Origin of the sequence: Pseudomonas sp. Z4-20 (genome assembly GCF_051131955.1) — a bacterium.
Classification (GTDB): Bacteria; Pseudomonadota; Gammaproteobacteria; order Pseudomonadales; family Pseudomonadaceae; genus Aquipseudomonas; species Aquipseudomonas marvdashtae.
Window position 1 is genome coordinate 2,125,868 of the sequence record NZ_CP071641.1, and the last position, 25,622, is coordinate 2,151,489.

At 60.4% G+C, this 25,622-nt stretch carries 23 protein-coding genes; 7 read left to right on the plus strand and 16 right to left on the minus strand.

The window, feature by feature from the left end:
* Nucleotides 1–10 precede the first annotated feature (10 nt).
* The 11 genes from J3P82_RS09885 to J3P82_RS09935 all read right to left on the minus strand — a co-directional run bounded on the left by J3P82_RS09885 (nucleotide 11) and on the right by J3P82_RS09935 (nucleotide 12,502).
* Nucleotides 11–685, minus strand: coding sequence for a NuoB/complex I 20 kDa subunit family protein (locus J3P82_RS09885; protein WP_186609323.1), 675 nt, complete (start codon nucleotides 683–685; stop codon nucleotides 11–13).
* A gap of 10 nt (nucleotides 686–695) precedes the next feature.
* Nucleotides 696–1,109 carry an NADH-quinone oxidoreductase subunit A gene (locus tag J3P82_RS09890; RefSeq protein ID WP_434562653.1) on the minus strand — a complete coding sequence of 138 codons (414 nt, stop codon included), beginning with the start codon at nucleotides 1,107–1,109 and terminating at the stop codon, nucleotides 696–698.
* A gap of 548 nt (nucleotides 1,110–1,657) precedes the next feature.
* Nucleotides 1,658–2,983, minus strand: a complete 1,326-nt coding sequence (gene aceA / locus J3P82_RS09895; RefSeq protein WP_434562655.1) for an isocitrate lyase — start codon at nucleotides 2,981–2,983, stop codon at nucleotides 1,658–1,660.
* A 457-nt stretch (nucleotides 2,984–3,440) separates the two neighbouring features.
* On the minus strand, nucleotides 3,441–4,202 hold the full coding sequence (locus tag J3P82_RS09900; protein ID WP_434562657.1) for a secretin N-terminal domain-containing protein: 762 nt from the start codon (nucleotides 4,200–4,202) through the stop codon (nucleotides 3,441–3,443).
* A gap of 256 nt (nucleotides 4,203–4,458) precedes the next feature.
* Complete coding sequence (locus tag J3P82_RS09905; protein ID WP_434562659.1) at nucleotides 4,459–4,884, minus strand: GNAT family N-acetyltransferase; 426 nt, start codon at nucleotides 4,882–4,884, stop codon at nucleotides 4,459–4,461.
* On the minus strand, nucleotides 4,877–6,043 hold the full coding sequence (locus J3P82_RS09910; RefSeq protein ID WP_434562661.1) for a JmjC domain-containing protein: 1,167 nt from the start codon (nucleotides 6,041–6,043) through the stop codon (nucleotides 4,877–4,879). The genes J3P82_RS09905 and J3P82_RS09910 overlap by 8 nt, the downstream gene beginning before the upstream one ends.
* 84 nt (nucleotides 6,044–6,127) lie before the next feature.
* Nucleotides 6,128–7,498 (minus strand): adenylosuccinate lyase, encoded by a 1,371-nt coding sequence (gene purB, locus J3P82_RS09915; RefSeq protein WP_434562663.1) that lies wholly within the window; start codon nucleotides 7,496–7,498, stop codon nucleotides 6,128–6,130.
* A 124-nt stretch (nucleotides 7,499–7,622) separates the two neighbouring features.
* The gene (gene hflD, locus J3P82_RS09920; RefSeq protein ID WP_434562665.1) at nucleotides 7,623–8,246 is read right to left on the minus strand and encodes a high frequency lysogenization protein HflD; all 624 of its coding nucleotides are present in this window, start codon (nucleotides 8,244–8,246) and stop codon (nucleotides 7,623–7,625) included.
* A complete protein-coding gene (gene mnmA / locus J3P82_RS09925; protein WP_186609302.1) occupies nucleotides 8,243–9,367 on the minus strand; it encodes a tRNA 2-thiouridine(34) synthase MnmA in 1,125 nt (374 codons plus the stop codon). Before mnmA ends, hflD begins: the two co-directional genes overlap by 4 nt.
* Nucleotides 9,368–9,426: 59 nt before the next feature.
* Complete coding sequence (locus J3P82_RS09930; protein WP_434562667.1) at nucleotides 9,427–9,873, minus strand: NUDIX hydrolase; 447 nt, start codon at nucleotides 9,871–9,873, stop codon at nucleotides 9,427–9,429.
* Between the two features lie 403 nt (nucleotides 9,874–10,276).
* Complete coding sequence (locus tag J3P82_RS09935; protein WP_434562669.1) at nucleotides 10,277–12,502, minus strand: NADP-dependent isocitrate dehydrogenase; 2,226 nt, start codon at nucleotides 12,500–12,502, stop codon at nucleotides 10,277–10,279.
* A 481-nt stretch (nucleotides 12,503–12,983) separates the two neighbouring features.
* Between J3P82_RS09935 and icd the strand changes: the two genes are divergently transcribed.
* A complete protein-coding gene (gene icd, locus J3P82_RS09940) occupies nucleotides 12,984–14,240 on the plus strand; it encodes an NADP-dependent isocitrate dehydrogenase (protein WP_186609296.1) in 1,257 nt (418 codons plus the stop codon).
* 74 nt (nucleotides 14,241–14,314) lie between these two features.
* Here the strand turns inward: icd and J3P82_RS09945 are convergent, their stop codons facing one another.
* Nucleotides 14,315–14,608: a cold shock domain-containing protein gene (locus J3P82_RS09945; protein WP_434563768.1), complete on the minus strand. Its 294-nt coding sequence runs from the start codon at nucleotides 14,606–14,608 to the stop codon at nucleotides 14,315–14,317.
* Between the two features lie 240 nt (nucleotides 14,609–14,848).
* On the opposite strand from J3P82_RS09945, the gene clpS reads away from it, so the two are divergent.
* Both clpS and clpA read left to right on the plus strand, forming a co-directional pair.
* Nucleotides 14,849–15,211: an ATP-dependent Clp protease adapter ClpS gene (clpS, locus tag J3P82_RS09950; RefSeq protein WP_053157775.1), complete on the plus strand. Its 363-nt coding sequence runs from the start codon at nucleotides 14,849–14,851 to the stop codon at nucleotides 15,209–15,211.
* Nucleotides 15,212–15,240: 29 nt separating this feature from the next.
* Complete coding sequence (gene clpA / locus J3P82_RS09955; protein ID WP_434562671.1) at nucleotides 15,241–17,511, plus strand: ATP-dependent Clp protease ATP-binding subunit ClpA; 2,271 nt, start codon at nucleotides 15,241–15,243, stop codon at nucleotides 17,509–17,511.
* Between the two features lie 118 nt (nucleotides 17,512–17,629).
* Here the strand turns inward: clpA and infA are convergent, their stop codons facing one another.
* From infA to trxB, 4 genes are all read right to left on the minus strand, one after another.
* Nucleotides 17,630–17,848, minus strand: a complete 219-nt coding sequence (infA, locus tag J3P82_RS09960; protein ID WP_002553999.1) for a translation initiation factor IF-1 — start codon at nucleotides 17,846–17,848, stop codon at nucleotides 17,630–17,632.
* A 158-nt stretch (nucleotides 17,849–18,006) separates the two neighbouring features.
* Nucleotides 18,007–18,714: an arginyltransferase gene (locus J3P82_RS09965; protein WP_186609286.1), complete on the minus strand. Its 708-nt coding sequence runs from the start codon at nucleotides 18,712–18,714 to the stop codon at nucleotides 18,007–18,009.
* Between the two features lie 57 nt (nucleotides 18,715–18,771).
* Nucleotides 18,772–19,452: a leucyl/phenylalanyl-tRNA--protein transferase gene (gene aat / locus J3P82_RS09970; RefSeq protein WP_434562673.1), complete on the minus strand. Its 681-nt coding sequence runs from the start codon at nucleotides 19,450–19,452 to the stop codon at nucleotides 18,772–18,774.
* Nucleotides 19,453–19,519: 67 nt separating this feature from the next.
* Complete coding sequence (trxB, locus tag J3P82_RS09975; protein ID WP_434562675.1) at nucleotides 19,520–20,479, minus strand: thioredoxin-disulfide reductase; 960 nt, start codon at nucleotides 20,477–20,479, stop codon at nucleotides 19,520–19,522.
* A 318-nt stretch (nucleotides 20,480–20,797) separates the two neighbouring features.
* Between trxB and J3P82_RS09980 the strand changes: the two genes are divergently transcribed.
* Genes J3P82_RS09980 through crcB form a run of 4 tightly spaced genes read left to right on the plus strand, consistent with a single transcriptional unit; the run spans nucleotide 20,798 to nucleotide 25,610 of the window.
* Nucleotides 20,798–23,203, plus strand: a complete 2,406-nt coding sequence (locus J3P82_RS09980) for a DNA translocase FtsK (protein WP_434562677.1) — start codon at nucleotides 20,798–20,800, stop codon at nucleotides 23,201–23,203.
* A gap of 58 nt (nucleotides 23,204–23,261) precedes the next feature.
* Nucleotides 23,262–23,885, plus strand: a complete 624-nt coding sequence (gene lolA, locus J3P82_RS09985) for an outer membrane lipoprotein chaperone LolA (protein ID WP_434562679.1) — start codon at nucleotides 23,262–23,264, stop codon at nucleotides 23,883–23,885.
* 28 nt (nucleotides 23,886–23,913) lie between these two features.
* Complete coding sequence (locus J3P82_RS09990) at nucleotides 23,914–25,239, plus strand: replication-associated recombination protein A (protein WP_434562681.1); 1,326 nt, start codon at nucleotides 23,914–23,916, stop codon at nucleotides 25,237–25,239.
* Nucleotides 25,236–25,610, plus strand: a complete 375-nt coding sequence (gene crcB / locus J3P82_RS09995) for a fluoride efflux transporter CrcB (protein WP_018608522.1) — start codon at nucleotides 25,236–25,238, stop codon at nucleotides 25,608–25,610. Before J3P82_RS09990 ends, crcB begins: the two co-directional genes overlap by 4 nt.
* Nucleotides 25,611–25,622: the final 12 nt, after the last annotated feature.

Here is a 25,622-nt window from a genome sequence, read left to right on the forward strand (position 1 = left end):
CAGAACTGGATCAGACTTCGTCGGGGCTGCGCAGATTGGTGACTGCGATTCGCTGTTCGCGGCGCTGTTCCTTTTGCGACGGCATGTCGGCGCGGTAGACGCCTTGATCGCCGACGACCCAGGACAGTGGGCGACGCTCCTGGCCGATGGACTCCTGCAGCAACATCAAGCCTTGCAGGAACGCTTCGGGGCGGGGCGGGCAGCCGGGCACGTAGACATCCACCGGGAGGAATTTGTCGACCCCCTGGACCACGGAATAAATGTCGTACATGCCGCCGGAGTTGGCACAGGCGCCCATGGAAATGACCCATTTGGGCTCCAGCATCTGTTCATACAGGCGCTGGATGATGGGGGCCATTTTCAGGAACGGCGTACCGGCGATAACCATGAAATCCGCCTGGCGCGGCGATGCCCGGATCACCTCGGCGCCAAAGCGCGCGATGTCGTGGGGCGCCGTGAAGGCAGTGGTCATTTCCACGTAGCAGCACGAAAGGCCGAAGTTGTACGGCCAAAGGGAGTTCTTGCGACCCCAGTTGACCGTGCTGTTCAGCACGTCTTCGAGCTTGCCCATGAAGATGTTCTTGTGGACTTGATCTTCTAACGGATCGGAGACGGTTTCCCGCTTGCCGATCGGATACTGCTCGTTAGGAGCATCGGGGTCGATCCTGGTGAGATTGTATTGCATTGCCAAAGCCTCATTGTTTCAGCTTCGCCTGCCGCTTACGCCGAGCTTCCGGAGCCCAATCAAGCGCCCCCACCCGGTAAAGGTAGACAAGACCTGCCAACAGAATTGCTATGAAAACGAGAGCTTCGACGAATCCGGTCCAGCCGCTTTCGCGGACGGACACAGACCATGCAAAGAGAAAAAGGGCTTCGATATCGAAGATCACGAACAGCATCGCGACCAGATAGAATTTGGCTGAGAGCCGCAAGCGGGCGCCACCGGTAGGCAGCATGCCGGACTCGAACGGTTCATTCTTGCTGCGGCCCCAGGCTTTTGACCCGAGCAGGCTCGACACACCGAGCATGAAGGCACACAGGCCGACAACGCCCAGAAGGAAAATGGCAAAGGCCCAGTTGTGGGCCATGAGTCCTGTCGCTTCGGGCATGCTGGAAATCCTTAACAGAGAGCAAAGGTCTCTGAGCTTGAAAAGAAATAACGCAGTGACGATATGTCGCAGCAATCAATCGCGGTGATTTTATGGCTAAACACCGGGCAAGTAAAATTCCAATGGCGAAATTATTTATTGGAATAAGGACATAGCGCGCCTCCGTGACCTCGCAGCCCCGGCCCAGTGGGGATTGGCTGTTGTTCGCCGATGAGTATTTTGTTCAGGATGTAACAATGAAAACGCCTTTCAAATGATAATTATTATTATTTGGCTGGTCTTTGTCCTGCGCAGTCCGTCAACGACTGAGAACTTGTCTTATATAGCAGCGACTGCAATTGTCAGCGCCGGCCGTTTTACTCTTTTTCAGACTGTCCGATACTGCGTTCGATCAATTTTTCTGCCGATTCACTCATTTTCCTGTGGGAAGGTGAGTATGTCGCCTGTCGAAGCGTAGGCGAAAAAAAGCCCCGAACCAGTCGGGGCTTCAAATCGTCGGCTTTGCGGTTAGTTTTTATTCGGTCCGCAAGGGCCGTTTACGCGATAGATCAGTGGAACTGTTCTTCTTCGGTCGACCCGGTCAGCGCGGTCACGGACGAGGTGCCACCCTGGATCACGGTGGTCATGTCGTCGAAGTAGCCGGTGCCGACTTCCTGCTGGTGGGCCACGAAGGTGTAGCCTTTGGAAGCGTCAGCGAACTCTTGTTCTTGCAGTTTCACGTAGGCAGTCATGTCGTTGCGGGCGTAGTCGTGCGCCAGGTTGAACATGCTGTGCCACATGTTGTGAATGCCGGCCAGGGTGATGAACTGGTGCTTGTAGCCCATGGCGGACAGCTCGCGCTGGAACTTGGCGATGGTCGCGTCGTCCAGGTTTTTCTTCCAGTTGAAGGAAGGCGAGCAGTTGTACGACAGCAGTTGGTCCGGGTATTCCTTCTTGATCGCTTCGGCGAAGCGACGGGCTTCGTCCAGGTCCGGCCTGGCGGTTTCGCACCAGATCAGGTCGGCGTACGGGGCGTAGGCCAGGCCGCGGGCGATGGCCTGGTCAAGACCGGCGCGCACCTTGTAGAAGCCTTCCTGGGTACGTTCGCCAGTCACGAATGGCTGGTCGTACGGGTCGCAATCGGACGTCAGCAGGTCGGCCGCGTTAGCGTCGGTGCGCGCCAGGATGATGGTCGGCGTACCGGCAACGTCGGCAGCCAGACGGGCAGCGGTCAGCTTCTGCACGGCTTCCTGGGTTGGCACCAATACTTTGCCGCCCATATGGCCGCATTTTTTCACCGAGGCCAGCTGGTCTTCGAAGTGAACGCCGGCGGCGCCTGCCTCGATCATGCTTTTCATCAGCTCGTAGGCGTTCAGTACGCCGCCGAAACCGGCTTCGGCGTCAGCCACGATCGGAGCGAAGTAATCGATGTAGCCTTCGTCGCCCGGGTTCTTGCCGGCTTTCCACTGGATCTGGTCGGCGCGACGGAACGAGTTGTTGATGCGCTTGACCACGGTTGGAACCGAATCCACCGGGTACAGCGACTGGTCGGGGTACATGGATTCGGCGGAGTTGTTGTCCGCCGCCACTTGCCAGCCCGACAGGTAGATCGCCTGGATGCCGGCCTTGACTTGCTGTACAGCCTGGCCGCCGGTCAGGGCGCCCATGCAGTTGACGAAATCTTTCTCGGGACGGAAGGCTGGCTTGGCGCCCTGGGTGACCAGGTTCCACAGCTTCTCGGCGCCCATTTTCGCAAAGGTGTGCTCAGGTTGAACCGAACCACGCAGACGGACGACGTCAGCAGCGGAGTAATTGCGCTTCACGCCTTTCCAGCGCGGGTTTTCAGCCCAGTCTTTTTCAAGGGCTGCAATTTGCTGTTCGCGTGTCAGTGCCATGGAGATAAACCTCGTCGCATAGGTCTGGGGTGGAAAATTCCTGCTCCTGCCGACCAGGGGGTTGGCGTACAAGTCGGTTCAGGCGGGGAGGCGACGGGATGAACGATGGGCTCGAGGGGAAAGTGAGCAGGTAGGGGCGAGCTGCGGGCGCATTCGGGCGTCGTGGGCCTTCATACGAACTCAGTGTGATGCCGGGTTACCTAGTTACGCTTCCGTCCCTCGGGACAACTTCGTTCCAGTCGCAACCTCGTCAAACACACCTTGTGGGCGGTACAGACACGAATCGGCTCGCAGGGTAGTTGCAAGCGTCGACCCGAAGGCCCTTGCCAGGGCCCCTGATTAGCGGGAGCGAGGCCATCATGCCTTCGGTTTTTTGGCTCGTCAAACGTTTTGTAGTGCTTTTTTCAGAGCACTACATCTTTGGTCTAATGAGACTCGTCAGTCAGTTTTTGGTGCTTTAGTTCAGGGTGTCGACCTTGACCCGCAGAACCATGTCATCCCGGCCCTGGGTCGAGTAGCTGCGGGTCAGGCCCTGTTTATCGGCTTGCGTCTGGCGATTCACGCCGGCCAGGGTGATCCATTCACCCAAGCGGCCGCTGACAGTTGTGTCGGTACTTTGCACGTTCACTACATCGGGACGTTCCTGGCTCATGCGGTCACGGTTGGTACTGATGTTCAGATGAACGGTCTCGCCGGTGACACTGGCCGTGACATAAAAACCTTGGGTGACGTTGCGGTATTCGGTCTGGCTTTGCAGGCGACCGTAGCCGTCGGTCTGGTTGCTGGTGAACGGCACGCTCTGGCCCACCTGGATCAGCGCCGGCTGGCCCTCGCTGGCCTGGATCTGCTGCACGCCGCCGTCACGGCTGGCGGTGCTGCGGTTGATGATGCGGGTCTGGCTGGGGGCGGCGCCGTTGATGGAATAGCCCTGGTCGCCCTGCAGGTTGTTCTCGTTGGTGTCCACGGTGATCAGCAAGCGCTTGGGGGCGGTATCCAGTTGAGCCAGGAATTGCCGAAGCTCGGCGATCTTGCCGGGCTCGGCGTTGACGATCAACTGGTTGCCATAGGCGCTGACCTGGCCGTCCTTGCCGATGAAATTCTGCGCCACCGGTAGCAAGTCCGCGCTGGTTCGGTAGTTCAGCGGCACGATTTCGGTGGCGGCCAAGACTGACAGGCTGCAACCGAGCAGCAAGGTGGTCAGCAAGGTACGTAGGGACATGTCCATTTCTCCGCGAGACAAAGGCTAGATATTGCCAGTTTGTCGGCCCCGGGTGGGGCAAGTTGAATGGTAGACGGCAAAACGCCCCGGCATCGGTGGATGGCGGGGCGTTTTGAGCGCTGCAGGATGCTCTTGTGGCGAGGGAGCTTGCTCCCGCTGGGCTGCGCAGCGGCCCTCGTTTTTTGGGGTCACTGCGCGACCCAGCGGGAGCAAGCTCCCTCGCCACAGGGTATTGTGTTGCTGCTTCCAGCGGTGTTCAGACCGAGCGCCGGACCATGTCGACATGAGGAATTCCGGCTTCCAGGAACTCCTCGCTGACCACCGCAAACCCCAGTCGCTCGTAGAACGACGTGGCGTGCACCTGGGCGCTGAGCATCTGCTGCTTGAGCCCGCGCTTCTCGGCTTCGGCGATCGCCGCATGCATCAGCGCATCGCCGACCTTCAGGCCGCGCCAATCCTTGAGGACCGAAACGCGGCCGATATGGCCGTCAGTCAGCAGGCGCGCGGTGCCGATGGGGAAGTCGCCTTCGAAGGCCAGGAAATGCACGGCGTCCTGGTCATCCGAATCCCACTCCAGCTCCGGTGGCACGGATTGCTCGGCAATGAATACCGCTTCACGAATGCGCCGGATCTCGGCGATATCCTTTTGCCAGTCTGCGACACGAACGTGGATTTTATTCATCGGCGAACCCCAGGCTACCTTGCTTGACCAATTCATGAATGAGGCCGCGACCATCCTCGTCGGCCAGCCAGGGGCCGAGGTTCTCGATGTGCAGCGCGTCGGCGGCGCAGATCATCTTCAACAGGTCACGCAGCTTGCCCGGCAGGTAGCGGCTCTGGCCGCTGGCGAACAGCAACAGGTCGTCATCGACTTCCGACCAGGCCAGGCGAGCGCTCGGGTTGCGGATGATCACCGCGCCCTGTTCCAGGCTGGCCAGCAGGTCGTCTTCTTCCATCTCCGGACCGACCACCAGTTCCGGGTAGCGCGGCTCGGTCATGAACTGGCCGAACCAGGTCAGCAACAGGCGTTCGTCGCTCATGTGCTCGGCCAGCAGGCCTTTGAGTCGGTCGAGGGCGTCGTGCTGGATCTGGTGCGGGTCGGCGACAGGTCGCGCATCGGCGTCGGTGTAGCGCTCTTCGTCAGGCAGGAATTGGCTGAGGAAGTCAGTGAAATGCGTCAGTACCTCGGCCGCGCTTGGCGCGCGGAAACCCACCGAGTAAGTCATGCAATCATCCACGGCGACGCCGCAATGGGCCAGGCGTGGCGGCAGGTAGAGCATGTCGCCCGGTTCCAGGACCCACTCGTCGGTGGCTTCGAAATCGGCGAGGATGCGCAGGTCCGCGTGCGGCAACAGCGGGCTCTCGGAGTCGCACACCTGGCCGATTTTCCAGTTGCGCTTGCCATGGCCTTGCAGCAGGAACACGTCGTAGTTGTCGAAATGCGGGCCTACGCCGCCACCGGGGGTGGCGAAGCTGATCATCACGTCATCGATGCGCCAGCTCGGCAGGAAGCGGAAATGCTCCAGCAGCTCGCTGACTTCCGGGACGAACTGATCGACTGCCTGTACCAGCAGGGTCCACTCGCGCTCCGGCAGCTTGCTGAATTCGTCCTCGGCGAACGGGCCGCGACGCAGCTCCCACGGGCGTTCGCCGTGCTCGATCACCAGGCGCGACTCGATCTCTTCTTCAAGCGCCAGGCCAGCCAACTCGTCGGCGTCGATCGGGCTTTCGAAGTCGGGGATGGCCTGGCGGATCAGCAGCGGTTTTTTCTGCCAGTAGTCGCGCAGGAACTCCCGTGCCGTGATACCGCCCAGGAGTTGCAGTGGAATATCAGGATTCATGTGTAACCTATTGAAAAAATATACTTCTCAGACGCGAATAAAAACGCCCGGCGCGGCCGGGCGTCTCAAAGATGAAGCGGTGTATCAGATACGCTTGGCTTGTGCCGCTGCGTTGCCGATGTAACTGGCCGGTGTCAGCTTCTTCAGCTCGGCCTTGGCCTCGGCAGGCATGTCCAGGCCATCGATGAAAGTCTGCAGCGCTTCAGGGCTGATGCCCTTGCCACGGGTCAGTTCTTTGAGCTTTTCATACGGGTTTTCGATGTTGTAGCGACGCATCACGGTCTGGATCGGCTCGGCCAGGACTTCCCAACAGGCGTCCAGGTCGGCGGCGATTTTCTGCTGGTTCAGTTCCAGCTTGCTGATGCCCTTGAGGCTGGCCTCATAGGCGATGACGCTGTGGGCAAAACCCACGCCCAGGTTGCGCAGCACGGTGGAGTCGGTCAGGTCGCGCTGCCAGCGGGAAATCGGCAGCTTGCTCGCCAGGTGTTGGAACAGCGCGTTGGCGATGCCCAGGTTGCCTTCGGAGTTTTCGAAGTCGATCGGGTTGACCTTGTGCGGCATGGTCGAGGAACCGATTTCGCCGGCAATGGTGCGCTGCTTGAAGTAACCCAGGGAGATGTAGCCCCAGATATCACGGTCGAAGTCGATCAGGATGGTGTTGAAGCGGGCGATCGCATCGAACAGCTCGGCGATGTAGTCGTGCGGCTCGATCTGGGTGGTGTACGGGTTGAAGCTCAGGCCCAGCTCGTCTTCGATGAAGGCGCGGGCGTTGGCTTCCCAGTCGATGTCCGGGTAGGCCGAGAGGTGGGCGTTGTAGTTGCCCACGGCGCCGTTGATCTTCCCCAGCAATGGCACGGCGGCAACCTGGGCGATCTGGCGCTCCAGGCGGTAAACCACGTTCGCCAGTTCCTTGCCCAGGGTGGTCGGCGAAGCCGGTTGACCGTGGGTGCGCGAGAGCATCGGCACGTCGGCGAAGCGGATCGCCAGCTCGCGGATGGCCTGGGCGGTCTGGCGCATCAGCGGCAGCAGCACGTCGTCACGGCCTTCGCGCAACATCAGGGCGTGGGACAGGTTGTTGATGTCCTCGCTGGTGCAGGCAAAGTGAATGAACTCGCTGACGTTGGCCAGCTCCGGCAGCTTGGCGGCCTGCTCCTTGAGCAGGTATTCGATCGCCTTGACGTCGTGGTTGGTGGTGCGCTCGATCTCTTTGACGCGCTCGGCGTGCTCCAGCGCGAAATCGTCGGCCAGGGTGTTGAGCACCGCGTTGGCTTCGGCGGAAAAAGCCGGGACTTCGCCAATGCCAGGGTGGGCTGCCAGGCGCTGGAGCCAGCGCACTTCAACCAGGACGCGGGCGCGGATCAGGCCGTACTCGCTGAAAATCGGGCGCAGGGCCTGGGTTTTGCCGGCGTAGCGGCCGTCTACAGGGGAAACCGCAGTGAGCGAAGAAAGCTGCATGGGGTGTTCTCGGACAGTCGGGCAACGAAATGGGGCGCGTATCATACATGAAAACAAACGCCGGTCCGTCGCCAACTGACCGGCGTGTTACGCGTAATAAGCTAATAAAACAGGTTGAGGCGGCTTATTCGTTGCGCATCAACGGGTAAAGCTCTTTCAACAATTTGCGTCGGCTAATCACCAGTTGCCAGCGATGACCACCGAGCTGCCGCCATAACCGCGCCGAGCGAATCCCGGCCAACAGCAGGGCGCGGATCTTCGAGGCATTGTTCGGTTGCTGCAGGTTGCGCATGTCGCCATGGACCTGGATGCGCTGGCGCAGGGTGCTCAGGGTGTCCTGGTACAGCGCGCCGCAGGCGGCGATCACGTTTTCATGGGACGGCCCGAAGTGCTCGACCTGGGACTGGATCTGCGGCAGGCGCTTGCCAATGGTTTCGAGCAAATCGTCGCGCTTGGCCAACTGGCGCTCCAGGCCCAGCATCGACAGGGCGTAGCGCAGCGGCTCGCGTTGCAGGGTGCTGGGGTCGCGCTCCAGGGCGCCGATCAAGGCGCGATAGCCTTCGCGCAGGTTCAGGTCGTCGCCGCCGTAGACTTCCAGCGTGTCCTTGGGGTCGCGCACCAGCAGGCTGCCGAGCATGCAGCCCAGGCCGGCTTCGGTGGTCTGGCCGGTCTTGGCGATCCGGTCCACCAGCACGGCGGCGAGAAACACGCCGCCCAGTGCCGTCAGTTGTTCCTGGATCGGCGTCATGCCTTGTTGCTCCAAGGCTCTGCGACTTCGATCACGCCGCCGCCCAGGCAGATGTCGCCGTCATAGAACACCACGGACTGGCCGGGTGTGACCGCGCGCTGCGGATCATCGAACGTGGCGCGATAACCGCTGGCGGTTTTTTCCAAGGTGCAGGGCTGGTCGCTCTGGCGGTAGCGAACCTTGGCCGTCAGGCGACGCGGCTCGCTGAGGTCGATCGGGTTGACCCAATAGATGTCGGAGGCGAGCAGGGCGCGGGAGAACAGCCACGGATGGTCGTTGCCCTGGCCGACGATCAGCTCGTTGTGCTCCAGGTCCTTGACCAGCACGTACCACGGCTCTTCGCCGGCATCTTTCAGCCCGCCGATGCCCAGGCCTTGGCGCTGGCCGATAGTGTGGTACATCAAGCCATGGTGACGACCGATGACTTCGCCTTCGGTGGTCTTGATCTCACCCGGCTGGGCCGGCAGGTATTGCTTGAGGAAATCGCTGAAACGGCGCTCGCCGATGAAGCAGATCCCGGTGGAATCCTTTTTCTTGGCGGTGGCGAGCTGGTGTTTCTCGGCGATCGCGCGCACTTCGGGCTTTTCCAGTTCGCCCACCGGGAACAGGGTCTTGGCGATCTGCTCACCGCCGACGGCATGCAGGAAGTAGCTCTGGTCCTTGTTCGGATCCAGGCCCTTGAGCAGTTCGGTGCGGCCGTCGATGTCGCGGCGGCGCACGTAGTGGCCGGTGGCGATCAGGTCGGCACCGAGCATCATGGCGTAATCGAGGAACGCTTTGAACTTGATTTCGCGGTTGCAGAGGATGTCCGGGTTCGGCGTGCGCCCGGCCTTGTATTCGGCCAGGAAGTGCTCGAACACGTTGTCCCAGTACTCGGCGGCGAAGTTGGCGGTGTGCAGCTTGATGCCGATCTTGTCGCATACGGCCTGGGCGTCTGCGAGGTCGTCCATGGCGGTGCAGTATTCGGTTCCGTCGTCTTCTTCCCAGTTCTTCATGAACAGGCCTTCCACCTCGTAACCCTGCTCGATCAGCAGAAGAGCGGAAACGGAAGAGTCCACGCCGCCGGACATGCCGACTATGACGCGCTGCTTGGGGGTATTCGAAGAGGCTGGATCACGCATAGGAATTCAATGTGTGTCTTGAAAAAGGACGCGATTCTATCAGGCCCGGGCGCGCAAGGCTAAAGAGAAGGGCGGATCAGCGCCAGACTGTGGCGATGGCCGGCCAGGTAATCGTCGATGCAGCGGATGACCAGTTCGCTGCGCCAGCTGTCGCGCTGTGCCAGCAATTCGTCGCGGGTCAGCCACTTGGCGCCGAGGATGCCGTCGTCCAGTTGATAATCCGGGTGGTGTTCCAAGGCTTTGGCGGTGAAGCAGACCCGCTGGTAGGTCACGCCGTTGCTGGGAGCGGTGTACAGGTAGATGCCCACGATGCTGGTGGGCTCGACGTCCCAGCCGGTTTCTTCGAGGGTTTCGCGCACGGCGGCTTCGATCAGGGTTTCGTTGGGGTCCAGGTGGCCGGCGGGTTGGTTGAGTACAGCGCGTCCGCCTTTGGATTCTTCCACCATCAGGAAGTGGCCGTTGTCCTCGACGATGGTGGCGACGGTGATGTGGGGGTGCCAGTTCATGGGGCTCCTTTATTTCTCAGGTTGGGATGTGGGCTGCGGTGGGGGTGTTCGCGATGATGGGCTGGGAGCTGGCCTTGATCGAGTACATATCCATTGCTGCGGTAACGGCTGCTTATGGTTCCGCTTTTACAGCGGGTCACTTTTTTCAGACGCCAAAAAAGTACCCAAAAAGGCTTTGCCCCACCACTCGGTGCCTCGCTTAGGCTCGGCATGCCCTCACTCCGGCCATCGTGGTTAACGGGGCGCCTGAGATCAAGATCAAAAGCGAGGCGGCCTGACAGCCGGCCTGGTTCTTGGTGGTGCCGCGTTTCCCCTGTGGGAGTAGGTTGTCAGGGGGAAATGGGGGGTGCCAGAAACACAAACCCCGGCACAAGGCCGGGGTTCGTGGTGTTTCATTGCAGCGTTACACCAGCGCAGCAATCGCCGCGTTGAAGGTGTTGCTCGGGCGCATGGCCTTGCTGGTCAGCTCAGGGTTGGCGAAGTAGTAACCGCCGATGTCCACTGGCTTGCCCTGGACGGCGTTGAGCTCGGCAACGATTTTATCTTCGTTGTCGGTCAGGGTCTTGGCCAGGGTCGTAAACTGGGCCTTGAGGGCTGCGTCGTCATCCTGGGCGGCCAATGCCTGGGCCCAGAACAGGGTCAGGTAGAAGTGGCTGCCGCGGTTGTCGATGCCGCCGACCTTGCGCGAAGGCGATTTGTTGCGGTCCAGGAACTCGCCAGTAGCCTGGTCGAGGGTCTTGGCCAGCACCAGCGCTTTAGGGTTGTTGTAGGTCACGCCCAGGTGTTCCAGGGAGGCGGCCAAGGCCAGGAACTCGCCCAGGGAATCCCAGCGCAGGAAGTTTTCTTCCAGCAGTTGCTGGACGTGCTTGGGTGCCGAACCGCCGGCGCCGGTTTCGAACAGGCCGCCACCGTTCATCAGCGGCACGATCGACAGCATCTTGGCGCTGGTGCCCAGTTCCATGATCGGGAACAGGTCGGTCAGGTAGTCGCGCAGCACGTTGCCGGTCACCGAAATGGTGTCCTTGCCTTCGCGGGTGCGAGCCAGGGTGAACTTCATCGCGTCGACTGGCGACATGATGCGGATATCCAGGCCGGAGGTGTCGTGATCCTTCAGGTAAGCCTGGACCTTCTCGATCATCACGCCATCGTGGGCGCGCATCGGGTCCAGCCAGAAGATCGCCGGGGTGCTGCTGGCGCGGGCACGGTTGACGGCCAGCTTGACCCAATCCTGGATCGGCGCGTCCTTGGTCTGGCACATGCGGAAGATGTCGCCAGCCTCGACGTTCTGCTCCAGCACGGTGCGACCGTTGTTGTCCGAGACACGGACGACGCCGTCGGCCTTGATCTGGAAAGTCTTGTCGTGGGAGCCGTACTCTTCGGCTTTCTTGGCCATCAGGCCGACGTTCGGCACGCTGCCCATGGTGGTTGGGTCGAAGGCGCCGTGTTGCTTGCAGTCTTCGATCACCGCCTGGTAGATGGTGGCGTAGCAGCGATCCGGGATCACGGCCTTGGTGTCGTGCAACTGGCCGTCGGTGCCCCACATCTTGCCGGAGTCACGGATCATGGCCGGCATCGAGGCGTCAACGATGACGTCGCTCGGCACGTGCAGGTTGGTGATGCCCTTGTCGGAGTTGACCATCGCCAGCGACGGACGAACGGCGTAGACCGCCTGGATGTCGGCTTCGATCTGCGCCTGCTGCTCGGCCGGCAGGGCCTTGATGCGGGCGTACAGGTCGCCGATGCCGTTGTTCAGGTTGAAGCCGATCTGCTCCAGCACCTGGGCGTGCTTGGCCAGCGCGTCCTTGTAGTACTCGGCGACGATCTGGCCGAACATGATCGGGTCGGAGACCTTCATCATGGTGGCTTTGAGGTGGACCGACAGCAGCACGCCTTTTTGCTTGGCATCTTCGATTTCAGCGGCGATGAAGTCGCGCAGGGCTTTTTTGCCCATGACTGCGCAATCGAGGATCTCACCGGCTTGTACGGTGGTCTTTTCCTTCAGGACGGTGGCAGTGCCGTCCTTGGCGATCAGCTCGATTTTCACGCTGCCCGCGGCGTCGATCAGGGCGGCTTTTTCGCTGCCGTAGAAATCACCGGTGCTCATGTGGGCCACGTGGGACTTGGAGTCGGCAGCCCAGGCGCCCATCTTGTGCGGGTGCTTGCGAGCGTAGTTCTTGACCGACAGCGGCGCGCGGCGGTCGGAGTTGCCTTCGCGCAGGACCGGGTTCACGGCGCTGCCCTTGACCTTGTCGTAGCGGGCGCGGGCTTCTTTCTCGGCGTCGGTGCTCACGGTTTCCGGGTAGTCCGGCAGCGCATAGCCCTGGGCCTGCAGTTCCTTGACCGCGGCCTGCAGTTGCGGCACCGAGGCGCTGATGTTCGGCAGCTTGATGATATTGGCTTCAGGCGTGACGGCCAGGTCGCCCAGCTCGGCGAGGTGGTCGGCTACGGCTTTGTCACCCAGTTGCTCGGGGAAGCTGGCCAGGATGCGCCCTGCGAGGGAGATATCGCGGGTCTCCACGGCGATATCGGCCGAAGCGGTGAAGGCTTCGACGATCGGCAGCAGCGAATAGGTGGCGAGGGCAGGCGCTTCGTCGGTGAAGGTATAGATGATCTTCGAGCGGGTGGGCATATTCGGATTAACTCTCTTCTTTGCTAAAGCATGCGCAGAAACTCGAGGGGCGCCGGGTAAGCGCGTTCGTTCAAAGTCATCCGTGAGCCGAATGTCGAGGTTTCTTCGCGGTGATGTTGGGTGCATCAGTCGAGCGTCAAGCGGTCGGCCCGCGGTAACGGACCGGCTTTCAAATTGGCGGAAAGTCTCGTAATAGAGCCGTCAGCCATCGTGACCCTGTGGTCAGCGGCGGCATTATACATAGGTAGCTGGCGATCTGCCGACGGTTCATAGGCTTCCGCACACGTCCATTGGTCTAAACGTCGCAGGTCGCAGGGCTGGGCTATGCTCAAGTTTGGCGCTTTTCCCTTGGTTTTCAGGCTTGTACGCGGCGAAGTCGATTAATTTGCCCGGCATGGGCCGAACGTAGGGTTTGCGTGCCGATACAACTGGGGTACGCTCGAACGCAGCCAGATGTTCAATCCAAGCAATGGAGTTCAGCATGGGGTATCAAAAGATTCAGGTTCCGGCCGTCGGTGACAAAATCACCGTCAATGCAGACCATTCTCTTAATGTTCCCGACAACCCGATCATCCCCTTCATCGAAGGCGATGGCATTGGCGTTGATATCAGTCCGGTCATGATCAAGGTTGTCGACGCCGCGGTTGAGAAGGCTTATGGCGGCAAGCGCAAGATTTCCTGGATGGAAGTCTACGCGGGTGAAAAAGCGACCCAGGTCTACGACCAGGACACCTGGCTTCCCCAGGAAACCCTGGACGCGGTCAAAGACTATGTGGTTTCCATCAAGGGTCCGCTGACCACCCCGGTCGGTGGTGGTATCCGCTCGCTGAACGTAGCGCTGCGCCAGCAACTCGACCTGTATGTCTGCCTGCGCCCGGTGCGCTGGTTCGAAGGCGTGCCCAGCCCGGTCAAGAAGCCTGGCGACGTGGACATGACGATCTTTCGCGAGAACTCCGAAGACATTTATGCCGGCATCGAATGGAAAGCCGGTTCGGCCGAGGCCACCAAGGTCATCAAATTCCTGAAAGAAGAAATGGGCGTCACCAAGATCCGCTTCGACGAAGATTGCGGTATTGGTGTCAAGCCGGTTTCCAAGCAGGGCACCAAGCGTCTGGCGCGCAAAGCCTTGCAATATGTTGTCGACAATGACCGCGATTCGCTGACCATCGTGCATAAAGGCAACATCATGAAGTTCACCGAAGGTGCCTTCAAGGAATGGGCCTACGAAGTAGCGGCCGAGGAGTTCGGCGCCACCCTGCTCGACGGCGGGCCGTGGATGCAGTTCAAGAACCCGCGGACCGGCAAGAATGTCATCGTCAAGGACGCTATCGCCGATGCGATGTTGCAGCAGATCCTGTTGCGTCCAGCTGAATATGATGTGATCGCGACCCTTAACCTCAACGGTGACTATCTCTCCGACGCCCTGGCAGCGGAAGTGGGCGGTATCGGTATTGCGCCGGGCGCCAACCTGTCAGACACCGTGGCGATGTTCGAAGCCACCCACGGCACCGCGCCCAAGTATGCAGGCAAGGACCAGGTCAACCCGGGTTCGCTGATCCTGTCGGCGGAGATGATGCTGCGCCACATGGGCTGGACCGAAGCGGCCGACCTGATCATCAAGGGCACCAACGGCGCGATTTCGGCCAAGACCGTGACCTATGACTTCGAGCGCTTGATGGACGGCGCCAAGCTGGTGTCGTCTTCTGGCTTCGGCGATGCGCTGATTTCGCACATGTAAGCGCGTCCAGGCCAAAAGAAAATGCCCGGTTCGAGCGATCGAACCGGGCATTTTTCTTGGATTGGGGTAGGGCGTCAGTGGTTTTCGGTGACGCGAGCCCTGGCGGCCACGGGAGCGACTTCGACCTCGACGGTGACCGGGGTGATCGCGATGGCGTGCACGCCTTTCGGTCCCTGGATTTTATCGAATGTTACTTCTTGCCCGGCCTTCAAGGTTTTGTAACCGTCCATCTGGATGGCCGAGTAATGGGCGAAGAGATCTTCGGGTTTCTCTTCGGGTTTCTCTTCGATTTCTCGACGTTTTTCTTCGTTGATGAAACCATAGCCCTTGGCATTGTTGAACCATTTGACCTTTCCGTTGAATCGCATCCCGGTGCCCGACATACCAATTTCCCTCTGCAACACACCCCGCCAACGGAGTATCATCCTGATCATCCGCCGTCGATCAATGGAAATCGGATTGACTTCGCGGACCTTTTTAACCCACGGTGGGCTCTATTGGTTGTAACACCGATTTCCCGATAGTCAAGGTGATCGGGCAGTAGCGGTTGAAATCGCCTGCAAGTGACCCCATCACTGTATTCGCTAACTAAACGAACCTTTCTTTCCATGCATGCAATCAGCCAGATTCGACTAACATTCAATCAGGATCGCCCGGATCAACATGACGACGATTCCGCAGGCATTGCTGTTCAGGAAGCCAAGCCTGCGTTACAGGCGCCACCGATGTACAAGGTGGTTTTGTTCAACGATGACTACACACCGATGGATTTCGTCGTCGAAGTGCTCGAGGTGTTTTTTAACCTGAATCGCGAGCTGGCGACCAAGGTCATGCTGGCCGTCCATACAGAGGGGCGGGCAGTATGTGGAGTGTTTACCCGCGACATCGCCGAGACGAAGGCCATGCAGGTCAACCAGTACGCCCGGGAAAGCCAGCATCCGCTACTCTGTGAAATCGAGAAGGACGGTTAACGCCGACCACTTGGGTATGAGGTGAAGCTATGTTAAACCGCGAGCTCGAAGTCACCCTCAATCTTGCCTTCAAGGAGGCTCGTTCGAAGCGTCATGAATTCATGACCGTCGAGCACCTGCTGCTGGCCCTATTGGATAACGAGGCTGCCGCCACCGTTTTGCGTGCCTGCGGCGCGAACCTCGATAAACTCAAGCATGATTTGCAGGAGTTCATCGACTCCACCACGCCATTGATCCCCGTCCACGATGAGGATCGCGAAACCCAGCCAACCCTGGGCTTCCAGCGTGTCCTGCAACGTGCTGTCTTTCATGTACAGAGCTCGGGCAAGCGTGAAGTGACCGGAGCCAACGTGCTGGTCGCGATCTTCAGCGAACAGGAAAGCCAGGCGGTTTTCCTGCTCAAGCAGCAGAGCGTTGCACGCATCGATGTCGTCAACTACATCGCCCATGGCATTTCCAAAGTGCCGGGGCATGGCGATCACTCCGAGGGTGAGCAGGATATGCAGGACGACGAGGGCGGTGAGTCTTCTTCTTCGGGCAATCCGCTGGATGCCTATGCCAGCAACCTGAACGAACTGGCGCGCCAGGGGCGTATCGACCCGCTGGTCGGGCGCGAGGCGGAAGTCGAGCGCGTGGCGCAGATCCTGGCTCGGCGTCGCAAGAACAACCCGCTGCTGGTGGGCGAGGCGGGCGTCGGCAAGACCGCAATCGCCGAAGGCCTGGCCAAGCGCATCGTCGACAACCAGGTGCCGGACCTGCTCGCCAATAGCGTGGTGTATTCCCTCGACCTCGGCGCCTTGCTGGCCGGTACCAAGTACCGCGGTGACTTCGAGAAGCGCTTCAAGGCGTTGCTCGGCGAGCTGAAGAAGCGTCCTCAGGCGATCCTGTTCATTGACGAGATCCACACCATTATCGGTGCCGGGGCGGCGTCGGGTGGCGTGATGGATGCGTCCAACCTGCTCAAGCCGTTGCTGTCGTCGGGTGATATCCGCTGCATCGGCTCGACCACGTTCCAGGAGTTTCGCGGGATCTTCGAGAAGGATCGTGCCTTGGCGCGGCGCTTCCAGAAGGTCGATGTGTCGGAGCCGTCGGTGGAAGACACCATCGGTATCCTGCGCGGGCTCAAGGGCCGCTTCGAGCTGCACCACGGCATCGAGTACAGTGACGAAGCCCTGCGCGCCGCTGCCGAACTGGCCTCGCGCTACATCAATGACCGGCATATGCCGGACAAGGCGATCGATGTGATTGACGAGGCGGGCGCTTACCAGCGCCTGCAACCGGTGGAAAACCGGGTCAAGCGCATTGAAGTACCGCAAGTCGAGGACATCGTTGCGAAAATCGCGCGCATCCCGCCAAAACATGTCACGAGTTCCGACAAGGAATTGCTGCGTAACCTGGAGCGCGACCTGAAGTTGACGGTGTTCGGCCAGGATGCGGCCATCGACTCGCTGTCGACCGCAATCAAGCTGTCCCGCGCCGGTCTCAAGTCGCCGGACAAACCGGTGGGTTCGTTCCTGTTCGCCGGGCCTACCGGTGTCGGCAAGACCGAGGCGGCGCGGCAACTGGCCAAGGCGATGGGCATCGAGCTGGTGCGCTTCGACATGTCCGAGTACATGGAGCGTCACACCGTCTCGCGTCTGATCGGTGCGCCTCCAGGTTATGTCGGTTTCGACCAGGGCGGCTTGCTGACCGAGGCGATTACCAAGCAACCGCACTGCGTGCTGTTGCTCGATGAGATCGAAAAGGCGCATCCGGAAGTCTTCAACTTGCTCCTGCAAGTCATGGATCACGGTACGCTGACCGATAACAACGGGCGCAAGGCGGATTTCCGCAACGTGATCATCATCATGACCACGAACGCCGGTGCCGAGACCGCGGCGCGCGCTTCGATCGGTTTCACCCATCAGGACCACTCGTCCGATGCGATGGAAGTGATCAAGAAGAGCTTCACGCCTGAATTCCGCAACCGCCTGGACACCATTATCCAGTTCGGTCGCCTCAGTCATGAAGTCATCAAGAGCGTGGTGGACAAGTTCCTTACCGAACTTCAGGCGCAGCTCGAAGACAAGCGCGTATTGCTGGAAGTCACCGATGCGGCTCGCAGTTGGCTGGCGGAAGGTGGTTACGACGTGACGATGGGCGCGCGGCCGATGGCTCGCCTGATCCAGGACAAGATCAAGCGTCCGCTGGCCGAGGAAATCCTCTTCGGCGAACTGGCCGAGCATGGCGGTGTAGTTCACATCGACATCAAGGACGGCGAGCTGACGTTCGACTTCGAAACCACGGCCGAAATGGCCTGACCGTTACCTGCATCAAGCTAAAGGCGCCGAAAGGCGCCTTTTTTCTGTGTGTTGGGATCGTTCCCACGCTCCACAAACAAAAACGCCCGACATGAGCCGGGCGTTTTGTATTGACTTGTTAGCGAGCGCGGTAAGTGATGCGCCCTTTGCTCAAGTCATAGGGCGTCAGCTCGACGCGCACTTTGTCACCGGTAAGAATACGAATGTAGTTCTTGCGCATCTTGCCGGAGATATGCGCGGTTACGACGTGCCCATTTTCCAACTCCACACGAAACATGGTGTTGGGCAGGGTGTCGACGACAGTGCCTTCCATTTCGAAGCTGTCTTCTTTCGACATGCAGTAAAGCCCTCGGTATCCAGTGAATGGCCCGGTGCAACTGCGCCAGGCAAAAGCGGCGTGCATTGTGCCCGAAAAAGGGGGGGCAAGCCAAGGGGTTCTTGGGAGGTTCATCAATGAGGCTGGCGCCGGGACCGAGCAAGAACCCGCGAGCTGCCTTAGTTCAAGACAACCCACCGCTGGTTGATCAGCAATTCAATGGGCCGATATTGGGTCTTGTAGTTCATTTTTTTGCAGTTCTTGATCCAGTAGCCCAGGTAGACCGCTTCCAGGCCCAGGCGCCGGCATTCGTTGATTTGCCAAAGGATCGCGTAGCGTCCGAGGCTGCGTTTTTCTTCGTCGGGCTCATAAAAGGTGTACACCGCCGACAGTCCGTTGGGCAGCAGGTCGGTGACGGCGATGGCCATCAGCTTGCCTTCGAGGCGAAACTCATAGAACCGTGAAAACGGCAGGTCGCGTACCAGGAAAGTCGAGAATTGGTCCCGGCTGGGTGGGTACATGTCGCCGTCGGCGTGGCGCTGTTCGATGTAACGCTGGTACAGGTCGAAATATTCTTCGCTGAACTGTGGCTTGGCCGGCCGAACCTGTAGGTCCGCGTTGCGCTTGAAGATGCGCTTCTGCTGGCGATTGGGGGTGAATCGAGCCACAGGGATGCGCGCGGGAACGCACGCGTTGCAATGCTGGCAATGGGGCCGATAGAGATGATCGCCACTGCGACGAAAACCCATCTCGGACAGGTCTGCGTAGACGTGCACATCCATAGGCTGGCTAGGGTCGAGGAACAGCGTCGTGGCCTGCTCCTCAGGCAGATAACTGCAGGAGTGGGGTTGAGTGGCATAGAACTTCAAGCGCGCCAACTCAGTCATGATCGACCCTCGGAAATAAACTTCAATTGAAGTGTAAGCCAGGAGCGCGAATATCGCTCAGCAAACCCAGGAGGCACGGTTGGGCTGATCCAGGTGGGCCTTCAGGTAACCGGCGAACGCTGCGCGCGGAATCGATCGCGCACCCAGGCTGTGCAGGTGCTCGGTGGGCATCTGGCAGTCGATCAGCACAAAACCCGCTTCCTTGAGGTGTTGGACCAGGGTGGCGAAGCCGAATTTCGACGCATTGTCGGCCCGGCTGAACATCGACTCGCCAAAAAAAAGTTGCCCCATCGCCAGGCCGTACAGGCCGCCCACCAATGCGCCCTGATCCCAGACTTCCACCGAGTGGGCGAAGCCGCGCTGGTGCAATTGCAGATAAGCGGTCTGCATGGCGTCGGTGATCCAAGTGCCGTCGGCATAATCGCGGGGTGCGGCGCACGCCTTGATGACCGCGGCGAAATCCCGGTCGAACGTCACTTCGTAGCGTTGCTTGCGCAACAGCTTGTTCAGGCTGCGCGAGACGTGCAGTTCGTCGGGAAACAGCACGGTACGCGGGTCCGGCGACCACCAAAGGATCGGCTGGCCCTCCGAGAACCAGGGAAAGCAGCCGTGACGATAGGCCTGGATCAACCGATCGGCGGACAGGTCGCCGCCAGCGGCCAGCAGGCCGTTGGGGTCGCGCATGGCCTTTTCCAGCGGTGGAAAATCCAGTGTGTTGCGTTGTAACCAGGTCAGCATTGTTATCCGAACTTGCAGAAGGGGAGGGTAGCGGACTCTGTTCGGAGCCCGCCCTAGAGGTTAACCGTCAAACGGCCGGGATGTCATCGAGATACTTCTCTGCGTCCAGAGCGGCCATGCAACCCGCGCCGGCGGACGTAATAGCCTGGCGGTAAACATGATCGGCCACGTCGCCTGCGGCAAATACACCTTCAATATCGGTTGCGGTGGCGTTGCCTTCGCTGCCGCCGCGCACGATCAGGTAGCCGTCGCGCATCTTCAACTGGCCTTGGAACAGATCGGTATTGGGTTTATGCCCGATGGCGATGAACACGCCGGCCAGGGATAGCGTGCTGGTTTCCCCCGTCTCGCTGTGCCGCAGGCGCGCGCCGGTCACGCCGCTGGCGTCACCCAGCACTTCGTCCAGGTTCTGGTTCCAATGCAGGCGGATGTTGCCGCTGGCGGCTTTTTCGAAGAGTTTATCCTGGAGTATTTTTTCCGAGCGCAGCTTGTCCCGTCGGTGAACCAAATGCACTTCCTTGGCGATGTTGGACAGGTACAAGGCTTCTTCCACCGCGGTATTGCCGCCGCCGATCACCGCCACTACCTGGTTCTTATAGAAGAAACCGTCGCAGGTCGCGCAAGCTGAAACGCCCTTGCCGGCAAAGGTTTCCTCCGAGGGCAGCCCGAGGTATTGAGCCGAGGCACCGGTGGCAATAATCAGCGCGTCGCAGGTGTAGGTGCCGCTGTCGCCGACCAGTTCGAACGGACGCTGTTGCAACTTGGCGGTATGGATATGGTCGTAGACGATCTGCGTGTCGAAGCGCTCGGCGTGCCGTTGCATGCGCTCCATCAGCACCGGTCCGGTCAGGCCTTCGACGTCGCCAGGCCAGTTATCGACTTCAACCGTGGTCGTGAGCTGGCCACCGGCCTGCATGCCCGTAATGACGACGGGTTTGAGGTTGGCACGGGCGGCGTAGACAGCCGCGCTGTACCCGGCAGGGCCGGAACCGAGAATAATCAGGCGTGAATGCTTCGCTTCGCTCATAAAAACACCTCATAAGCCTTTGTCACAAAAGAGAATGCATGCTCAAATTGGCGCCCATCAACCCCTGTTTCTGGCTATGCTGTCGCCGAGCGTACGAGCAATGCCTCGGGCGTGACAAACCCGTACAATGCTTGAGTTTTGAACGCAGGAGCGGCAAAAGATCAAATCTTCGGCAACACCTGCGGTTTTCCGGACGCATGTCACAGTGGTAAAAGTAGTACCGGTTGTGCACGTTCACTTTTTTACCTGCTCGTCATGGGCAGTTTTTTATAGTCATTCAACAGATGGACGCGCCATTGGCGCAGGAAAAGAAGCGTTTTGAAGAAATCCACCGCAGCACCCAAGACAGTCGTTCCGCTCTGGCGCCAACAATTGCACTACCGGCTCAAGGAAGGTGCGTTGATCGCCATCGGTGCCTTGTGCCTGTTCCTGATGATGGCCTTGCTGACGTACGGCAAGGACGATCCGGGCTGGAGCCATAACAGCAAGATCGAAGACGTGCAGAATTTCGGCGGTCCGGCCGGTTCCTACAGCGCCGACATCCTGTTCATGGTGCTGGGCTATTTCGCCTACATTTTCCCGCTGCTGCTGGCGATCAAGACCTACCAGATTTTTCGCCAGCGCCATGAGCCCTGGCAGTGGAGCGGCTGGCTGTTCTCCTGGCGCCTGATCGGCCTGGTGTTCCTCGTACTGTCGGGTGCCGCGCTGGCCCATATCCATTTCCATGCACCCACTGGCCTGCCGGCCGGGGCGGGTGGCGCGCTGGGGGAAAGCCTCGGCGACCTGGCCAGGAATGCCCTGAATATCCAAGGCAGTACCTTGCTTTTTATCGCCCTGTTCCTGTTCGGCCTGACGGTGTTCACCGACCTGTCGTGGTTCAAGGTCATGGACGTCACCGGCAAGATCACCCTCGACCTGATCGAATTGATCCAGGGCGCGTTGAACCGCTGGTGGGCGGCACGCAACGAGCGCAAGCAACTGGTCGCGCAGCTGCGCGAGGTCGACGACCGTGTCCATGACGTGGTGGCCCCGACGACGCCGGACAAACGCGAGCAGGCCAAGGTCAAGGAACGCCTGATCGAACGCGAGCAGGCCCTGAGCAAACACATGTCCGAGCGGGAAAAACAGGTGCCGCCAGTCATCACCATGGCCCCGACCAAGCCGCCCGAGCAAAGCAAGCGCGTGCAGAAGGAAAAACAGGCACCGCTGTTCGTCGACAGCGCGGTGGAAGGCACCTTGCCGCCGATCTCGATTCTCGATCCCGCCGAGAAGAAGCAACTCAATTATTCCCCCGAATCCCTGGCGGCCGTTGGGCACTTGCTGGAAATCAAGCTCAAGGAATTCGGCGTCGAGGTTTCGGTGGACTCGATCCATCCGGGCCCGGTCATTACCCGTTACGAAATCCAGCCGGCGGCCGGTGTGAAGGTCAGCCGCATCGCCAACCTCGCGAAGGACCTGGCGCGGTCCCTGGCCGTGACCAGCGTGCGGGTGGTGGAGGTGATTCCGGGCAAGACCACCGTGGGCATCGAGATTCCCAACGAAGACCGGCAGATCGTGCGTTTCTCCGAAGTGCTGTCCACGCCTGAGTATGACAACCACAAATCGCCAGTCACCCTGGCCCTGGGGCATGACATCGGCGGCAAGCCGGTTATCACCGACCTGGCGAAGATGCCCCACCTGCTGGTGGCCGGTACCACCGGTTCGGGTAAATCGGTGGGGGTGAACGCGATGATCCTGTCGATCCTGTTCAAGTCTGGCCCGGAAGACGCCAAGCTGATCATGATCGACCCGAAAATGCTTGAATTGTCGATCTACGAAGGCATTCCGCACCTGCTTTGCCCAGTGGTCACGGACATGAAGGACGCGGCCAACGCCCTGCGCTGGAGCGTTGCCGAGATGGAGCGCCGCTACAAGCTGATGGCGAAGATGGGCGTGCGCAACCTGTCGGGCTTCAACGCCAAGGTCAAGGAAGCCGAGGAAGCCGGCACGCCGCTGACCGACCCGCTGTACAACCGCGAAAGCATCCACGACGAAGCGCCATTGCTGCACAAGCTGCCGACCATCGTCGTGGTGGTGGACGAATTCGCCGACATGATGATGATCGTTGGCAAGAAGGTCGAAGAGCTGATCGCCCGTATCGCCCAGAAGGCCCGTGCGGCCGGTATCCACTTGATCCTCGCGACCCAGCGGCCATCGGTGGATGTGATCACCGGCCTGATCAAGGCCAACATTCCAACGCGCATGGCATTCCAGGTGTCGAGCAAGATCGACTCACGGACGATCATCGACCAGGGCGGCGCCGAACAACTGCTGGGCCACGGCGACATGCTCTACATGCCGCCCGGTACCAGCCTGCCGATTCGGGTCCACGGCGCGTTTGTTTCCGATGACGAAGTGCACCGCGTGGTAGAGGCCTGGAAGCTGCGCGGTGCGCCTGAATACAACGACGACATCCTTGCCGGTGTCGAAGAAGCCGGCAGCGGTTTCGAAGGCAGCAGCGGCGGCGGCGATGACGACGCCGAAACCGACGCGCTTTATGACGAGGCGGTGCAGTTCGTCCTGGAAAGCCGCCGGGCTTCGATTTCCGCCGTACAGCGCAAGCTGAAGATCGGTTACAACCGCGCCGCACGCATGATCGAAGCCATGGAAATGGCCGGTGTGGTGACGGCGATGAACACCAACGGCTCGCGCGAAGTACTGGCGCCGGGCCCGATGCGCGACTGATGACCCGGGCGGCGTGGTGACACGCCGCTCGACCCCCCACGAATTCATGAGGACTCCCATGCGCCTGATTCGCATGCTGCTGTTGCCCGTATTAGCCGTGACCACTTTGTCGGCCCATGCCGGCGAAAAGGACGTGGCCCGCCTGACCCAGTTGTTGGGTGGCTCCCAGACCCTGACCGCGCGCTTCTCGCAATTGACCCTTGATGGCAGTGGTACTCAATTGCAGGAAACGGCGGGAGACATGGCCTTGCAGCGTCCGGGCCTGTTCTACTGGCACACCGATGCGCCGGCCGAACAGTTGATGGTGTCGGATGGCAAGAAAGTCTCCCTGTGGGACCCGGACCTGGAACAGGTGACCATCAAGACTCTCGACCAGCGCCTGACCCAGACGCCAGCGCTGCTGCTCTCCGGTGACATTTCCGAGATCAGCCAGAGTTTCGAGATCACCTCCAAGGAGGCCGGTGGCGTGATCGACTTCACCCTCAAGCCCAAGACCAAGGACAGCCTGTTCGACAGCCTGCGCCTGTCGTTCCGCAACGGCCTGGTCAACGACATGCAACTGATCGACAGCGTCGGCCAGCGCACCAACATCCTGTTCACCGGGGTCAAGGCCAATCAGCCGATCGCCCCGTCCAAGTTCAAGTTCGACATCCCCAAGGGTGCCGATGTGATCCAGGAATAACCCAGGCCTGGAGGTTGCATAAGCAGTGATGGACCTGTTTCGAAGCGCCCCGATAGCCCAGCCATTGGCCGCCCGCCTGCGCGCAACCAATCTGGATGAATATGTCGGCCAGGAACACGTCCTCGCCCGGGGCAAGCCCCTGCGCGAGGCCCTGGAACAGGGGGCCTTGCACTCGATGATCTTCTGGGGGCCGCCGGGGGTGGGCAAGACCACCCTGGCGCGGCTGCTGGCGGAAGTCTCGGACGCGCATTTCGAAACGGTGTCGGCGGTGCTGGCCGGGGTCAAGGAAATCCGCCAGGCGGTGGAAATCGCCAAGCAGCAAGCCGGCCAGTACGGCAAGCGCACTATCCTGTTCGTCGACGAAGTGCACCGATTCAACAAGTCGCAGCAGGATGCGTTCCTGCCCTATGTCGAAGACGGCACGCTGATTTTCATCGGCGCGACCACGGAGAACCCTTCGTTCGAACTCAACAACGCCTTGCTGTCCCGCGCGCGGGTCTATGTCCTCAAGAGCCTCGATGAGGCGGCGATGCGCAAGCTGGTGCATCGCGCGTTGACGGAAGAGCGCGGCCTGGGCAAGCGTCAGCTCAGCCTCAGCGATGAAGGCTTCCAGATCCTGTTCAGCGCCGCCGACGGCGATGGCCGGCGCCTGCTCAATTTATTGGAAAACGCCTCGGACCTGGCCGAAGACAACAGCGAGATCGACGTCGAGCTGCTGCAAAGCCTGCTAGGCGATACCCGGCGCCGCTTCGACAAGGGCGGCGAGGCGTTCTACGACCAGATTTCGGCGCTGCACAAGTCGGTGCGCGGCTCCAACCCGGACGGCGCGCTGTACTGGTTTGCGCGGATGATCGACGGCGGCTGCGATCCGCTGTACCTGGCCCGACGCGTGGTGCGCATGGCCAGCGAAGACATCGGCAACGCCGACCCCCGCGCCCTGAGCCTGTGCCTGGCGGCCTGGGACGTGCAGGAACGGCTCGGCAGCCCGGAAGGCGAACTCGCCGTGGCCCAGGCCATTACCTACCTGGCCTGTGCACCGAAAAGCAACGCCGTGTACATGGGCTTCAAGGCGGCGATGCGCAGCGCCGCCGAGCACGGTTCCCTCGAAGTCCCATTGCACCTGCGCAACGCGCCGACCAAGCTCATGAAGCAACTGGGCTATGGCGAAGAATACCGTTACGCCCACGACGAGCCCGACGCCTACGCCGCCGGCGAAGACTATTTTCCCGAAGAACTCGAGCCCCAGTCGTTCTATCAACCGGTGCCCCGTGGCCTGGAATTGAAGATCGGCGAGAAGCTCAATCATTTGGCACAGCTGGACCGACTGAGTCCACGGCAGCGGAGAAAACCTTGATCCCCTTGATTCTTGCGGTCTCTGCCGGTGGCGTCGCCGGCACGCTGTTGCGTTTCGCCACGGGCAACTGGATCAATGCAAATTGGCCACGGCACTTCTATACCGCGACGCTGGCCGTTAATATCGTGGGCTGTCTGCTGATCGGCGTTCTTTACGGCCTTTTTTTGATTCGTCCCGAGGTGCCCATCGAGGTGCGCGCGGGATTGATGGTCGGCTTTCTTGGCGGCCTAACGACTTTTTCATCCTTTTCACTGGATACGGTGCGCTTGCTGGAAAGCGGGCAGGTGCCGCTGGCCCTGGGCTATGCGGCCATCAGCGTGTTCGGCGGGCTGCTCGCCACCTGGGCCGGCCTGTCCCTGACCAAACTTTGATAACGAGAGACC

Excerpts from the sequence above, each read along its gene's own strand:
- J3P82_RS09885 (WP_186609323.1), bottom strand. The coding sequence starts at position 685 with ATGCAATACAATCTCACCAGGATCGACCCCGATGCTCCTAACGAGCAG.
- J3P82_RS09890 (WP_434562653.1), bottom strand. The coding sequence starts at position 1,109 with ATGCCCGAAGCGACAGGACTCATGGCCCACAACTGGGCCTTTGCCATT.
- aceA (WP_434562655.1), bottom strand. The coding sequence starts at position 2,983 with ATGGCACTGACACGCGAACAGCAAATTGCAGCCCTTGAAAAAGACTGG.
- J3P82_RS09900 (WP_434562657.1), bottom strand. The coding sequence starts at position 4,202 with ATGTCCCTACGTACCTTGCTGACCACCTTGCTGCTCGGTTGCAGCCTG.
- J3P82_RS09905 (WP_434562659.1), bottom strand. The coding sequence starts at position 4,884 with ATGAATAAAATCCACGTTCGTGTCGCAGACTGGCAAAAGGATATCGCC.
- J3P82_RS09910 (WP_434562661.1), bottom strand. The coding sequence starts at position 6,043 with ATGAATCCTGATATTCCACTGCAACTCCTGGGCGGTATCACGGCACGG.
- purB (WP_434562663.1), bottom strand. The coding sequence starts at position 7,498 with ATGCAGCTTTCTTCGCTCACTGCGGTTTCCCCTGTAGACGGCCGCTAC.
- hflD (WP_434562665.1), bottom strand. The coding sequence starts at position 8,246 with ATGACGCCGATCCAGGAACAACTGACGGCACTGGGCGGCGTGTTTCTC.
- mnmA (WP_186609302.1), bottom strand. The coding sequence starts at position 9,367 with ATGCGTGATCCAGCCTCTTCGAATACCCCCAAGCAGCGCGTCATAGTC.
- J3P82_RS09930 (WP_434562667.1), bottom strand. The coding sequence starts at position 9,873 with ATGAACTGGCACCCCCACATCACCGTCGCCACCATCGTCGAGGACAAC.
- J3P82_RS09935 (WP_434562669.1), bottom strand. The coding sequence starts at position 12,502 with ATGCCCACCCGCTCGAAGATCATCTATACCTTCACCGACGAAGCGCCT.
- icd (WP_186609296.1), top strand. The coding sequence starts at position 12,984 with ATGGGGTATCAAAAGATTCAGGTTCCGGCCGTCGGTGACAAAATCACC.
- J3P82_RS09945 (WP_434563768.1), bottom strand. The coding sequence starts at position 14,608 with ATGCGATTCAACGGAAAGGTCAAATGGTTCAACAATGCCAAGGGCTAT.
- clpS (WP_053157775.1), top strand. The coding sequence starts at position 14,849 with ATGCATGCAATCAGCCAGATTCGACTAACATTCAATCAGGATCGCCCG.
- clpA (WP_434562671.1), top strand. The coding sequence starts at position 15,241 with ATGTTAAACCGCGAGCTCGAAGTCACCCTCAATCTTGCCTTCAAGGAG.
- infA (WP_002553999.1), bottom strand. The coding sequence starts at position 17,848 with ATGTCGAAAGAAGACAGCTTCGAAATGGAAGGCACTGTCGTCGACACC.
- J3P82_RS09965 (WP_186609286.1), bottom strand. The coding sequence starts at position 18,714 with ATGACTGAGTTGGCGCGCTTGAAGTTCTATGCCACTCAACCCCACTCC.
- aat (WP_434562673.1), bottom strand. The coding sequence starts at position 19,452 with ATGCTGACCTGGTTACAACGCAACACACTGGATTTTCCACCGCTGGAA.
- trxB (WP_434562675.1), bottom strand. The coding sequence starts at position 20,479 with ATGAGCGAAGCGAAGCATTCACGCCTGATTATTCTCGGTTCCGGCCCT.
- lolA (WP_434562679.1), top strand. The coding sequence starts at position 23,262 with ATGCGCCTGATTCGCATGCTGCTGTTGCCCGTATTAGCCGTGACCACT.
- J3P82_RS09990 (WP_434562681.1), top strand. The coding sequence starts at position 23,914 with ATGGACCTGTTTCGAAGCGCCCCGATAGCCCAGCCATTGGCCGCCCGC.